This is a genomic window from Streptococcus oralis, from assembly GCF_001578705.1.
In the GTDB taxonomy this organism is placed as follows: Bacteria; Bacillota; Bacilli; order Lactobacillales; family Streptococcaceae; genus Streptococcus; species Streptococcus oralis_J.
On record NZ_KQ969039.1, the window covers coordinates 1 to 12,492 of the forward strand.

The following is a 12,492-nucleotide window of genomic DNA, read 5'->3' on the forward strand; positions in this document are numbered from 1 at the left end:
GATCTTTTTTAATCTCCTATACAAATTTTTCTATGATAATAGAAAAGAGCCAGTTTAACTGACTCTCTCTATTTTATTTGCCAATTAGTCGCGCGTTCCTCTCCCCACCAGTAAGGGATCAATTCGGCAACCTTAATTGTTTTTCTTGTTTCGTAGTCCATCATGAACTCTGCTTCTTTATTTTCAGCATTTAGTTCTAAGAGAAATTCTCTGCAGGCGCCACAGGGCATACCTGATCCTTCGCCGTAGGGAGGTTTATCTCGAAAGGCAAGGACTTTCTTAACTTTAGTTTGTCCTGAAAATTGATACATATTGAAGAGAGCTGCTCGTTCTGCACAGAGATGAAAAACGCCACAAGTGCCCTCCATACAAAATCCTGTGAAGATCTGTCCATCTTCTGCTTCTACCGCGGCAACAACATGGTTAGCATAAACAAAGTCAGAAACTTCATGAGGATTGTATAAGGCTCGTGCTTCTTCATACATTTTTTCCCATGTGCCCATCGGAAGTCCTTTTTATTTAGAAATCTCTTTCAGCATGTTTTCAATATGCTGGATTGACTTTTCACGTCCGAGTAAGAAAATGGTGTCTGGTAATTCTGGTCCATGCATTTCACCTGAAACGGCAATACGAATCGGCATGAAGAGGTTTTTCCCTTTAATACCCGTTTCTTTTTGAACTGCTTTGATTTGTGGGAAGATGTTTTCTGTCACAAATTCTTCATCTGTCATTGCTTCTAGTTTCGCTTTGAAGGCTTCCAGAACAACCGGAACGGTTTCTCCTGCCATGACCTCGCGCTCAGCGTCTGTCAGCTCAGGGAAATCTGAGAAGAAAAGATCTGTCAACGGGACGATTTCGTCCACTGACTTCATTTGTGGTTTGTAGAGTTCTACCATTTTTTCAGATTTGTCAGTCAAACGTCCTGCTTCTTCTAAGTATGGTTTGGCCATTTCAAAGATAGTAGCAAGTTCTGCTCTCTTGATGTAGTCGTTGCTCATCCAGTCTAGTTTCTTCTGATCGAAGGCTGCAGGAGACTTGCTGAGGCGGTTTTCATCAAAGAGTTTAATCAATTCCTCACGAGAGAAGATTTCGTCTTCCCCACCAGGGTTCCAGCCAAGAAGGGCGATAAAGTTAAAGACAGCTTCTGGAAGATAGCCTTTCTTACGGTAGTCTTCAATAAACTGAAGGGTATTGGTGTCCCGTTTAGACAATTTTTTACCCGTTTCAGAGTTGATAATCAAAGTCATGTGACCGAATTCTGGGGCTTCCCAACCAAGGGCTTCATAGACCATGAGTTGTTTTGGAGTATTGGCAATGTGGTCATCTCCACGGATAACATGAGAAATTTGCATATCATGGTCATCAATAACAACAGCAAAGTTGTAAGTTGGGTAGCCATCTTTCTTTTGGATAACCCAGTCACCACCGATATTGCCACCTTCAAACTCGATATCACCTTTGACCATATCATGCCATTTGTAGATACCAGACTCATTAACAGCCAAACGAACCGTTGGGATGATTCCTGCTTCTTCACGTTCTGCGATATAAGCTGCTTTTTCTTCTTCGCTCATGCCGAGATATTCATTGATGTAGCGTGGTGTTTCGCCAGCTGCTTCTTGGCGTTCACGTTCAGCCGCCAACTCTTCTTCTGTAACGTATGATTTGTAAGCTTTTCCTTCAGCTAACAATTGGTCGATGTATTTTTGATAGAGTTCCAAACGCTCTGATTGGCGATAGTTTTCATGTGTCTCTGGGCTTTCATCCCAATCCATGCCTAACCAACAAAGGTTTTCAAGCTGTGAACGTTCACCATCCTCAACATGACGTTTACGGTCAGTATCTTCGATACGAATGATAAAAGTTCCGCCATGATGGCGTGCGTAAAGGTAGTTAAACAATGCTGTACGGGCATTTCCGATGTGTAGTAGTCCTGTTGGACTTGGTGCGTAGCGTACGCGGATATCTTTTGACATAGTTTCTCCTATAAAGTCTCTAGGCGTCTGCCTTTTTGCTTTCTATATTATATCACAAGTCTCGCCTGAGTCCAATGTCTACGAATAAAGAGAGTAAAAAGAGTGGACAAACCACTCTTTTCTTCTATTATAGACGTGCGTTAAGTTCTTTACTCAATTCTTCAAATCCTGGTTTTCCAAGAAGGGCAAACATGTTACGTTTGTAAGCTTCAACACCTGGTTGGTCAAATGGGTTGATGGCATTCAAGTAACCTGAAAGGGCGATAGCCAATTCGAAGAAGTAGATAGTGTAACCAAGAGTGAAAGCGTCTTGCTCTGGAAGAGTCACGTACATGTTTGGTACATCACCATCTGTGTGGGCAAGAAGAACACCATCAGTTGCTTTTTTGTTTACAAAGTCAACGTCTTTTCCTTGAAGGTAACCAAGTCCATCAAGATCTTCTTCCAAAGTAGGAATGATCACGTTCTTACGTGGTTTGTCAACACGGACAACTGTTTCAAACATGATGCGAGTTCCTTCTTGGATAAATTGACCAAGTGAGTGCAAGTCAGTTGAGAAGTTGGCTGAAGTTGGGTAAATACCTTTTTGGTCTTTCCCTTCTGACTCACCAGCCAATTGTTTCCACCATTCTGAGAAGTATTGAAGCGATGGCTCGTAGTTTACCAAGATTTCAGTCGCATAGCCTTTGCGGTAAAGGATGTTACGAACTGCTGCGTATTGGTAAGCTTCATTTTCTGAAAGTTTATCTGAAGTGTAGTCTTTACGAGCTGCGTTCGCACCTTCCATAAGGGCTTTAATGTCAGCACCTGATGCAGCGATTGGAAGCAATCCAACTGCTGTCAATACTGAGAAGCGTCCACCGATGTCATCTGGAACCACAAATGTTTCCCAACCGTTGGCATCTGCTTCAACCTTAACAGCACCTTTTTGGCGGTCAGTTGTAGCGTAGATACGTTTGTTAGCTTCTTCTTGACCGTATTTCTTAACCAAGAGTTCTTTGAAGACACGGAAAGCAATTGCTGGTTCTGTTGTTGTACCTGATTTAGAAATCACGTTTACTGAGAAGTCTTTGTCAGCTACGTACTCTACCAAGTCAGCAAGGTAAGTAGATGAGATTGAGTTCCCAGCATAAAGGATTTGTGGAGCTTTGCGTTCTTCTTTTGTTTGCAAGTTAGCAAAGTGGTGGTTCAAGAAGTCGATGGCTGCTTTGGCACCAAGGTAAGATCCACCGATACCGATCACAACCAAAACATCGCTGTCTGATTTGATTTGCTCAGCAGCTTTCAAGATGCGGTCGAATTCTTCGCGGTCATAATTTTCAGGAAGGTCCAACCAACCCAAAAAGTCGCTACCAGCACCAGTTCCTTTACGAATCAAATCGGCTGCAGCTGTTACTTGTGCTTGCATGTATTCCACTTCATGTGGGGCAACAAATTTGTCTAAAACTTTTGAATAATCAAATTTAATATGTGACATGATAATCCTCCAAAATTTCTTCTTTTCTATCATAACGCTTACCTTCGATTTTTTCAAGCTTTTTTATTGAATTTGCCCAATTTTTATCAGAATTCAAACGTTTGCGTAAATTTGCTAAAATATAAAAAATCTGAAAGGACGAATAAAAACGGCTAGAGTCTCTAACCGTTACAATTCATTTAATAAATACTCAAATAGTTCTAAATTGCCATCTTCTTCATTGACCAGAAACTCTGGATGCCACTGCAAACCGATGATACGGTGCTCGTCGATAGACTCAATCGCTTCAATAGTCTGGTCTCGAGGATCCACCGCTGTCACACGGAAATTAGGCGCCAGATCTTTAATACTTTGACGATGGACTGAGTTGACCTGACTTTCTTTTCCGAACAACTTAGCCACCACGCTTCCTTCTACTGTCTCAATAGAATGAGAGGTTCCAAAAGGCAAACCTTGCCAGTGACCTTCAATTTCTTGGTGAAGAGTGCCACCAAAAGCAACATTGACCAGCTGAACCCCACGGCAGATTGCCAAAATGGGCTTATTCTGATGAAGTGCTTCTCTCAAGAGTGCCAATTCAAATTCATCACGGACTAGGTTGTAATCGTCGCTCTCAATGGTCTTTTTCTCTCCATAAAACTGAGGATGGACATTTTGCCCACCTGTCAAGATGAGTTTGTCGATCATTTCCACATAATCGCGAACAATGGACTCATCTCCTACAGGAATCACTAAAGGGAGACCGCCGACTTGACGAATGCTCTCTGCGAATTTACAGGATACAGATGAGTGGATGTTTTTCCCTTCTGCATCTACAGGACATAGATTTGCAGCAACTCCTACAACCGTTCTAGCCATGATGTGTCTCCTTTCAATTTTCTAACGATAGTCCTATCTTATCATTCAAGCTCTCTGCTGTCTAATATGTTTTTTTAAAGACCGTGATAAGTATTTTTTATGGATAAGAAAGAAGTTGCCCAAGAGGACAACTTCTTTCTTATTCGAAGACAAATTGATTGTGATACAGTTCTGAGTAGAAGCCGCCGAGCTTGAGCAACTCGTGATGATTTCCACGTTCAATGACCTCTCCATCTTTGAGGACAATAATCTGATCGGCATTGAGGATGGTCTTTAAACGATGGGCAATGACAAAACTGGTTCGTCCTGCCACAACCGCCTCCATGGCATGTTGAATCTTGCTTTCTGTTACGGTATCCACATTGGAAGTCGCTTCATCTAAGATTAAAACTTGGGGATCTGTCATCAAGGTCCGAGCAATGGAAATCAATTGTTTCTGACCAGTTGAGAAGATGTTTTGCTCATCATCAATAAGGGTATCATACTTATCAGGCAAGCTTTCGATGTAGTCATGAATATGAGTTGCCTTAGCAGCTGCTTCGACCATTTCCTGACTGGCATCTGGCACACCAAAGCGGATATTGTCTCGGATTGTTCCACTAAACAAGACCGAATCCTGCAGGACAATCCCGACCTTGCTCCGCAGGCTGTCCAAGTCGTAGTCTCGGATATCTTTGCCATCAAAGGAAATGCTACCTGCATCCACATCGTAGAAGCGATTGATGAGGTTCATGATGGTCGTTTTCCCTGAACCAGTCGGACCGACAACTGCTACCATCTGCCCCTTAGGAGCTGAAATGCTAACATCTTTCAAAATCGGCTTGTCAGGCACATAAGAGAAATCAATATGACTGATTTCAACACCTTCTCGTAATTCCGTAAATGCTGGTGCATTTTGCGGGCGAATCTCTTCTTCTGCATCAAACATTTCTTGGATACGATCCGCCCCAGTAAAGGCCAACTGGAGGCTCCCCCAACTCGCAGCCACCTGGATAATCGGCTGGTAGTACTGCTGAGAAAATTGGGTAAACATGACGATCAAACCTAGGGCTGTCGTTGTTTCGATACTTGGATCGTTCAGCAAGACCGCAGAACCTGCAAAAATAACGATGGCTGTATTAACCAAACTCATCCCATTCATAACAGGAAAGAGGATTCCTGAGAACATTCTCCCTTTAAAGGTTGCCTTGCGCACGCGCTCATTTCGCTCCACAAAGCCTGCTACGATGTCGTTTTGAATTCCTTGTACAATAACAGCTTTCTGCCCTGAAATACTTTCATCCATGTAGGCGTTGAGTTTCCCAACCTCTTTTTGCTGGAGATTGGTGTATTTGCGGGCCATTTTCACAATGAAGACCAACATGAGAAAGGCCACTGGAGTGCTGGCTACTGTTATCAGGGCTAGCGTCATATTTTTTGAAAACATGACAAAAATCAAACCGATGTAAAGAGCAATATTGCTCATAACCTGAACTAGACTTTCATTGAAGGCTTGAAGGATATTGTCTAAGTCACTAGTGAAGCGAGAAAGGATATCGCCATCCTGATGGCGGTCAAAGAAAGAAACCGTCAAACGAGAAAGTTTGCCAAAGAGGCCCTTACGCATCTCATTAGTTGACTCAGCAATTACACGGGTCATCAAGGCCATGTAAATCAAACTGGACACTACCAAAACCAGCACAACCAGGGCTAGATTCAGCATCAGAGCTGACAAACTTTGCCAGGCTAGTTCGGAAGTCCCATTTTGATAAGCTAGAACCAGATTAGCGAGCTCCGTCACTGCTTGACCTGAAAAAACAGGAAAGAGGGCTTGGGCAATTGTCGCAATCGCAACCATCAGAATCACAATGGCAAAGGAGAACTTGTAAACTTTAAAATAATTCCAGAAAAATCGAACAGTTTTCATTTTATTCCTCCTTTCCCTTTTGTGTTTCGTAGATTTCACGGTAGATGGCATTGTTAGCTACCAAGTCTGCATGCCGTCCTTCTCCAATCAAGCGCCCTTGGTCCAAGACCAAAATCTTGTCTGCATGGACGACTGAACTGATTTTTTGAGCGATGATAATCGTTGTTGTCCCTTTCAGGTCTTTGTTCAAAGCCTCCTGAACGAGTCTCTCTGACTTGGCATCCAAGGCTGAAGTCGAATCGTCAAAAATCAGGATACGGGGATTGCTGACAATCCCACGGGCAATCGACATCCGTTGTTTTTGTCCACCAGAAAAGTTGGTGCCACGTTCTTCGACCTGACTCTCAAATTTGTTTTCCATGCGTCCAATAAATTCACTGGCTTGGGCGATACGCGCCGCACGTTCAAGCTCGGATACGCTGGCATTTCCTTTTCCTTGACGGAGATTATCTGCAATAGTCCCACTAAAGAGAATGGCTCTTTGCAAGACGATGGAGACCGTTTTACGCAAGGTTCCCTCGCTGACATCTCGAATGTCCTTGCCACCAATCTTGATAGAGCCCTCCTGTGGATCAAAAAGTCGTGGAATTAGCTGGGCAAGGGTGGACTTACCTGCCCCAGTCGCCCCCACCACACCGACCATCTGACCTGGTGCAACTTCAAAGCTTACATTCTTAAGCATGGGCTCTTCATCGGTAGGATAAGTGAAGGTCACATTTTCAAAAGAGAGACTTCCTTCTAGATCCTCATCTGGAAGATCCTTAAAAGTCATCGCTGGCTCGGTATCTAGAACCTCACGGATACGCATCATCGAAATCATAGCCCGACTGACAGAATTCCCTAAAAATCCAACCATGACGATTGTAAAGATAATCTGACTGAGATAGTTAACAAAGGAAGCAATAGAACCAACGACTGACGGATCCGACTGAGCCATTCCCGCAACCAACCAGATGGAGAGGAAAACCGCTCCGTACCCAATGAGCATCATAAAAGGTTCCACTACTGAAAAGGCATAGCCAATATAAATATTTTGTCCCAGAAGCTCATCTGAGACCTCAGTAAACTTGTCAAATTGCTCTTTTTCCTGCACAAAGGATTTGACCACACGCACACCACGTAGATTTTCCTTGGCGATGGCATTAATTCGTTCAAGAAGAGTTTGAAACTTGGCGAAGCGCGGCCCCATCATTCCCATCATGATACCTGTAAGCGCAAAAATCAGCACTACCATGAGGACAATCACCCACCAAAGTGATGGAAGAGTGTGAACTGCCAAGATAAAGGAACCGATAAAGAGAAGAGGGAGACGGAAGAGGATTTGGAAAACCATCATCACCATGTTCTGAATTTGGTTGATATCGTTGGTCATGCGGACAACTAAATTCCCAGCATTAAACCGCTCAATGTTGGCATAAGAAAAGGTTTGGATCTTACGAAAAGCATCTTCCCGAAGATCCGAAGATACTCCCTGAGCGATATAGGCTGCAAGAATAACATTGACACCACCTGCAACCAGACCCACGAGGGCTACTCCTATCAACCATGCCCCAATACTATAAATAGCCTCATGTTGGCCAGCCAGTAGAGCATCTAAAACCTCCTGCAAATAGCGAGGTTGCAAGAGCGAGCTCGCAACCATCAAGCCTGTCATCACAAAGGATGCCAAGGCTTGCCATTTATAGGCTTTAATTTTTTCAATCAGCATACTTCCTCCTAATCAGATAGACAAAAGGGAGTGACGAAATTCGCCAGCTCCTCTCATTCTTTCATGTTGATGCTATTCTAGCAAAAAAGAGGAATCTTGTCAAAGAAGTATTTTATCTTAAAATCCTATCTTTGCCTATAAGTAGGTGCATGAAAAGGCTTTTTATGATAAAATGAAAGGAGAACTCTTAAAAGGAGGAGAAGATGAAGAAACAAACCATCGCTGTCTTGGGTCCTGGCTCTTGGGGAACTGCCCTTTCGCAGGTTCTAAACGACAATGGACACGAGGTTCGGATTTGGGGAAATATTCCCGACCAGATCGATGAAATCAATAGTCAACATACAAACAAACGCTACTTTAAAGACATCCTACTCGACGAAAACATCAAGGCCTACCATGACTTAGGAGAAACATTGAAAAATGTAGACGCTGTTTTATTTGTTGTCCCAACAAAAGTAACGAGACTGGTTGCCCAACAAGTAGCAAAGGTACTCGATCACAAGGTTGTCATCATGCATGCCTCCAAAGGCTTGGAACCAGATAGTCACAAACGCCTATCAACTATTCTTGAAGAGGAAATTCCAGCCAATCTCCGTAGTGATATCGTCGTTGTTTCAGGACCTAGCCACGCTGAGGAAACTATTGTACGGGACATTACCTTGATCACTGCAGCCTCTAAAGACCTTGAAACTGCCCAGTACGTTCAAAATCTCTTTAGCAATCACTACTTCCGCCTCTATACCAATACGGATGTTATCGGGGTTGAAACCGCTGGTGCTCTTAAAAACATCATTGCAGTTGGTGCGGGTGCATTACATGGCCTAGGATTTGGTGACAATGCCAAGGCAGCCATCATTGCCCGCGGCTTGGCTGAAATCACCCGTCTAGGTGTCGCTCTTGGAGCTAATCCTCTGACTTATAGCGGTCTTTCTGGAGTTGGAGATTTGATCGTAACAGGGACATCTGTCCACTCTCGTAACTGGAGGGCCGGTGATGCCCTCGGTCGTGGAGAATCCCTCGCAGACATCGAAGCTAACATGGGCATGGTCATTGAAGGAATTTCAACGACTCGAGCAGCTTACGAACTGGCTCAGGAATTGGGTGTCTACATGCCAATCACGCAGGCTATTTACCGAGTTATTTATGAAGGTGTCAATATCAAAGAAGCAATCAACGACATCATGAGTAATGAATTTAAAGCAGAAAACGAATGGTCTTAGACCCTTATAGAAAGGAACATTATGAAACAAAAAGTCAGAAAAGCAGTCATCCCTGCCGCTGGATTGGGAACTCGTTTCCTCCCTGCAACTAAGGCCTTGGCCAAGGAAATGTTGCCAATCGTAGACAAACCAACCATCCAATTTATCGTTGAAGAAGCCCTCAAATCTGGAATCGAAGATATCTTGGTTGTTACAGGTAAGTCAAAACGTTCCATCGAGGACCACTTTGACTCAAACTTCGAATTGGAATACAACCTCAAAGAAAAAGGGAAAACAGATCTTTTGAAGCTAGTTGATGAAACAACTGGCATGCGTCTGCATTTTATCCGTCAAACACATCCACGTGGTCTTGGAGATGCTGTTTTGCAGGCCAAAGCTTTCGTTGGAAATGAACCTTTTGTCGTGATGCTTGGTGATGACTTGATGGATATCACCAATGAAAAGGCAGTTCCACTTACCAAACAACTCATGGATGACTACGAGCGTACTCACGCGTCTACTATCGCTGTCATGCCAGTCCCTCACGATGAAGTATCTGCCTATGGAGTTATTGCTCCGCAAGGCGAAGGAAAAGACGGCCTTTACAGCGTTGAAACCTTCGTTGAAAAACCAGCTCCAGAGGATGCTCCTAGCGATCTCGCTATCATCGGACGCTACCTCCTCACACCTGAGATTTTCCAAATTCTGGAAAACCAAGCTCCAGGTGCTGGAAATGAAATCCAGTTGACGGATGCGATTGACACCCTCAATAAAACACAACGTGTATTTGCTCGTGAGTTCAAGGGAGCTCGTTACGATGTCGGAGACAAGTTTGGCTTTATGAAAACATCCATCGACTACGCTCTGAGACACCCTCAAGTCAAAGATGATTTGAAAGACTACCTCATCCAACTTGGAAAAGAGTTAGCTGGAGAGAAATTAAAAAAATAATCTATAACAAAAGAAGAACTAGGATGGTTAACTATCCTAGTTCTTCTTTTATTTGCACTTATCTCATCCCTTTGTAGAAAAGGAAAACAGCTAGTGCGACAAAAAGTAGGGTTGCTCCGATTCGCTGCCCAGAGCTATACATCCTTTTTTCCCATTTGACTGGAAAGATGACTGCTAGAAAGGCACCGCCTATTGCACCACCAATATGCCCTGCTAGGCTGATTCCTGGAATCAGAATACTTCCAATGATATTGATCACGAAAAGCGTCAGGTAGGATTGCCCCAACTGCTGGATATAGGGGCTGCGAGTCGCATAGCGCAAAACGATAATCGCAGCAAATAATCCATAGAGAGAAGTGGAGGCACCTGCTGCTAGGACTTTCGGTGTGAAAGCAAAAACAAAGAGATTGCCCATCATTCCTGATAAGAGATAAAGAAGGAAAAATTGCTTAGAGCCGAAAATCTCCTCCACCTGTTGTCCAAGAAAGTAGAGTGAAATCATATTGACAATGAAATGCTCCCATCCAATGTGCACAAATATAGCCGAAAATAGGCGCCAAATCTGCTCAGGGAACAGGCGAATGATCGGTCCATACATAGCTCCAAACTGAAAAAGAGTTTTTGCTTGATCAAAGTTGATACCCGTAGTAATCAGCATCAAGAGAAATACCAATGCTGTTACTAGGAGAAAGAAACTCGTCACAGGGTAACGTTTATCAAAGATTTCCTTCATCTATTAGCACCTCCTGGACGGGAATATCATGGTTTTCCAAGTTAAACTCCTGAATTTGACAAGGATAAACCGTACTCAAAGTATGACCAGTAAAATGTTCCAGATAGCGGTCATAATAACCTCCACCATATCCGATCCGATAACCCTCTGTTGTAAAAGCCAAGCCCGGAACATGAATTAAATCAATCTGAGACGGTTCCACCACTTCCAAGTCTCCTTGCGGTTCCAGTAAACCAAAGGACGTTTTTGCCAACTGCTGCGGATCATAGACCACAAACTCCATGCGCCCCTTGGGATAGGTTTTGGGTATCAGAACCTTTTTGCCCTCCTTCAGCGCCTGCTTGATCAATCCTTGCGTTTGAAATTCATGAGGGAAGGAGAGATAGGTTGCGATGACCTTAGCTTCTTGGTAAAAAGGATGCTTTAAAAATCGCTCTGTTAAAGCTCGATCCATAGCCTGTTTTTGCTCCTGAGATAGAGCCTTCATTTCTTGCAAAATTTTCTTGCGTAGTTCTGCTTTCATAGATAATACCTCTACTCTGCCGCCTTCTTTTTCAGGAAACTAGAGACCGCATCAACCCCAATAGCTAAGGCATCTTCCTTAGGGCTCATCTGAGGGTGATGAAGGGCGTAGGGACTATCGATACCCAGCCAGAACATAACGCCATCAACCTTCGAAAGGAGATAACCAAAGTCTTCACCTGTCATAGCAGGCTCGATATCAATCAACTCGATTCCATCTTTCTCTTCAAAGAATGTCATTAGTTCACGCGCCAAGACTGGATTGTTCTCAACAGGTAGGTAGCCTCCTTGCTTGAGTTCCACTTCGACTTCCATACCAAAGGCTGCCGCAACTCCCTCTGCGACTGTTTTGACTCTTTTTTGTACCAAGAGACTCATGTCCTGTGTCAAGGCCCGAATGGTTCCATGTAAAAAAGCTGTGTCTGTGATGACATTGTTGGTTGTTCCAGCTTGGAAAAGACCAAAAGTCACCACCGCCCCCTCGATTGGGTTGACATTGCGGCTGACAACTGACTGTACTTGGGTCACAAAGTAACTAGCAGCCACCAAGGCGTCATTAGCTTCATGCGGAAAAGCTGCGTGTCCTCCTTTTCCTTTGAAACGAATTTTCACCTCACAGGTCCCTGCAAAGAGAGTGTGTGTATTGGTCGCAATCTGTCCGACCTTCAGTTCCGGACGAACATGAAGGCCATAGAATTGGTCTGGTAGCCAGTCCCCAAAAGCGCTGTCCTCATACATGAGCATCCCACCAGCTTCATTTTCTTCAGCAGGCTGAAATAGAAAGAGCAGATTATTCTTGGGTTGTTCCTCCAGGGCGCGTTCGAGACAGCCCAAGGCAATGGTCATATGAAAATCATGGCCACAGGCATGCATGCGACCTTGGTGCTGGGAAGCAAAAGGCAGGCCTGTTTGTTCGACGATAGGCAGGCCATCAATATCTGTCCGCCAACCAATAGTCTGCGCCGGCTGACTTCCCTGCAGGTAGACCAAAATCCCTGTTCGCCAAGTACGAATTTGAACAAAATCCTTGCCCGTAGTCAATTTTTCAATCACATCCAGCAAATAAGCCTGGGTCTTGAATTCCTCCAAGCCAATCTCTGGAATCTGGTGCAAATCTCGTCTAGTCTGAATCAAATCTAACATCTATCGATCCTCCTTTTGA

Annotated in this window: 11 protein-coding genes; 2 read left to right on the forward strand and 9 right to left on the reverse strand. The window is 43.9% G+C overall.

Annotated features, from left to right (window positions below):
• Window positions 1–68 precede the first annotated feature (68 nt).
• The 6 genes from SORDD05_RS08115 to SORDD05_RS08140 all read right to left on the reverse strand — a co-directional run bounded on the left by SORDD05_RS08115 (window position 69) and on the right by SORDD05_RS08140 (window position 7,925).
• The gene (locus SORDD05_RS08115; protein ID WP_061418850.1) at window positions 69–503 is read right to left on the reverse strand and encodes a cytidine deaminase family protein; all 435 of its coding nucleotides are present in this window, start codon (window positions 501–503) and stop codon (window positions 69–71) included.
• Between the two features lie 12 nt (window positions 504–515).
• The gene (gene gltX, locus SORDD05_RS08120; RefSeq protein ID WP_061418853.1) at window positions 516–1,976 is read right to left on the reverse strand and encodes a glutamate--tRNA ligase; all 1,461 of its coding nucleotides are present in this window, start codon (window positions 1,974–1,976) and stop codon (window positions 516–518) included.
• A gap of 127 nt (window positions 1,977–2,103) precedes the next feature.
• Entirely contained in the window at window positions 2,104–3,453 is a 1,350-nt protein-coding gene (locus SORDD05_RS08125) for a glucose-6-phosphate isomerase (protein WP_061418856.1), read from the reverse strand.
• A 168-nt stretch (window positions 3,454–3,621) separates the two neighbouring features.
• Window positions 3,622–4,311 carry a gamma-glutamyl-gamma-aminobutyrate hydrolase family protein gene (locus SORDD05_RS08130; RefSeq protein ID WP_000124765.1) on the reverse strand — a complete coding sequence of 230 codons (690 nt, stop codon included), beginning with the start codon at window positions 4,309–4,311 and terminating at the stop codon, window positions 3,622–3,624.
• A 139-nt stretch (window positions 4,312–4,450) separates the two neighbouring features.
• Window positions 4,451–6,217: an ABC transporter ATP-binding protein gene (locus SORDD05_RS08135; protein WP_061418859.1), complete on the reverse strand. Its 1,767-nt coding sequence runs from the start codon at window positions 6,215–6,217 to the stop codon at window positions 4,451–4,453.
• 1 nt (window position 6,218) lies between these two features.
• Window positions 6,219–7,925, reverse strand: a complete 1,707-nt coding sequence (locus tag SORDD05_RS08140; RefSeq protein WP_061418861.1) for an ABC transporter ATP-binding protein — start codon at window positions 7,923–7,925, stop codon at window positions 6,219–6,221.
• Window positions 7,926–8,128: 203 nt separating this feature from the next.
• On the opposite strand from SORDD05_RS08140, the gene SORDD05_RS08145 reads away from it, so the two are divergent.
• Together SORDD05_RS08145 and galU are read left to right on the forward strand one after the other, a co-directional pair.
• On the forward strand, window positions 8,129–9,145 hold the full coding sequence (locus tag SORDD05_RS08145; RefSeq protein ID WP_061418864.1) for an NAD(P)H-dependent glycerol-3-phosphate dehydrogenase: 1,017 nt from the start codon (window positions 8,129–8,131) through the stop codon (window positions 9,143–9,145).
• A gap of 21 nt (window positions 9,146–9,166) precedes the next feature.
• Window positions 9,167–10,075 (forward strand): UTP--glucose-1-phosphate uridylyltransferase GalU, encoded by a 909-nt coding sequence (galU, locus tag SORDD05_RS08150; RefSeq protein ID WP_061418867.1) that lies wholly within the window; start codon window positions 9,167–9,169, stop codon window positions 10,073–10,075.
• Window positions 10,076–10,133: 58 nt separating this feature from the next.
• On the opposite strand, the gene SORDD05_RS08155 is transcribed toward galU, so the two are convergent.
• From SORDD05_RS08155 to SORDD05_RS08165, 3 genes are read right to left on the reverse strand one after another with little or no spacing between them, the layout of a single operon-like run.
• Window positions 10,134–10,808, reverse strand: a complete 675-nt coding sequence (locus SORDD05_RS08155) for a rhomboid family intramembrane serine protease (RefSeq protein WP_061418870.1) — start codon at window positions 10,806–10,808, stop codon at window positions 10,134–10,136.
• Entirely contained in the window at window positions 10,792–11,331 is a 540-nt protein-coding gene (locus tag SORDD05_RS08160) for a 5-formyltetrahydrofolate cyclo-ligase (protein ID WP_061418873.1), read from the reverse strand. Before SORDD05_RS08160 ends, SORDD05_RS08155 begins: the two co-directional genes overlap by 17 nt.
• A gap of 11 nt (window positions 11,332–11,342) precedes the next feature.
• Window positions 11,343–12,473, reverse strand: a complete 1,131-nt coding sequence (locus SORDD05_RS08165; RefSeq protein ID WP_061418876.1) for an N-acetyldiaminopimelate deacetylase — start codon at window positions 12,471–12,473, stop codon at window positions 11,343–11,345.
• Window positions 12,474–12,492: the final 19 nt, after the last annotated feature.

Bases quoted from the DNA above. Each gene is read 5' to 3' on its own strand.
- SORDD05_RS08140 (WP_061418861.1), bottom strand. From the start codon at position 7,925: ATGCTGATTGAAAAAATTAAAGCCTATAAATGGCAAGCCTTGGCATCC.
- SORDD05_RS08125 (WP_061418856.1), bottom strand. From the start codon at position 3,453: ATGTCACATATTAAATTTGATTATTCAAAAGTTTTAGACAAATTTGTT.
- SORDD05_RS08165 (WP_061418876.1), bottom strand. From the start codon at position 12,473: ATGTTAGATTTGATTCAGACTAGACGAGATTTGCACCAGATTCCAGAG.
- SORDD05_RS08130 (WP_000124765.1), bottom strand. From the start codon at position 4,311: ATGGCTAGAACGGTTGTAGGAGTTGCTGCAAATCTATGTCCTGTAGAT.
- SORDD05_RS08115 (WP_061418850.1), bottom strand. From the start codon at position 503: ATGGGCACATGGGAAAAAATGTATGAAGAAGCACGAGCCTTATACAAT.
- SORDD05_RS08155 (WP_061418870.1), bottom strand. From the start codon at position 10,808: ATGAAGGAAATCTTTGATAAACGTTACCCTGTGACGAGTTTCTTTCTC.
- SORDD05_RS08160 (WP_061418873.1), bottom strand. From the start codon at position 11,331: ATGAAAGCAGAACTACGCAAGAAAATTTTGCAAGAAATGAAGGCTCTA.
- SORDD05_RS08135 (WP_061418859.1), bottom strand. From the start codon at position 6,217: ATGAAAACTGTTCGATTTTTCTGGAATTATTTTAAAGTTTACAAGTTC.
- gltX (WP_061418853.1), bottom strand. From the start codon at position 1,976: ATGTCAAAAGATATCCGCGTACGCTACGCACCAAGTCCAACAGGACTA.
- SORDD05_RS08145 (WP_061418864.1), top strand. From the start codon at position 8,129: ATGAAGAAACAAACCATCGCTGTCTTGGGTCCTGGCTCTTGGGGAACT.
- galU (WP_061418867.1), top strand. From the start codon at position 9,167: ATGAAACAAAAAGTCAGAAAAGCAGTCATCCCTGCCGCTGGATTGGGA.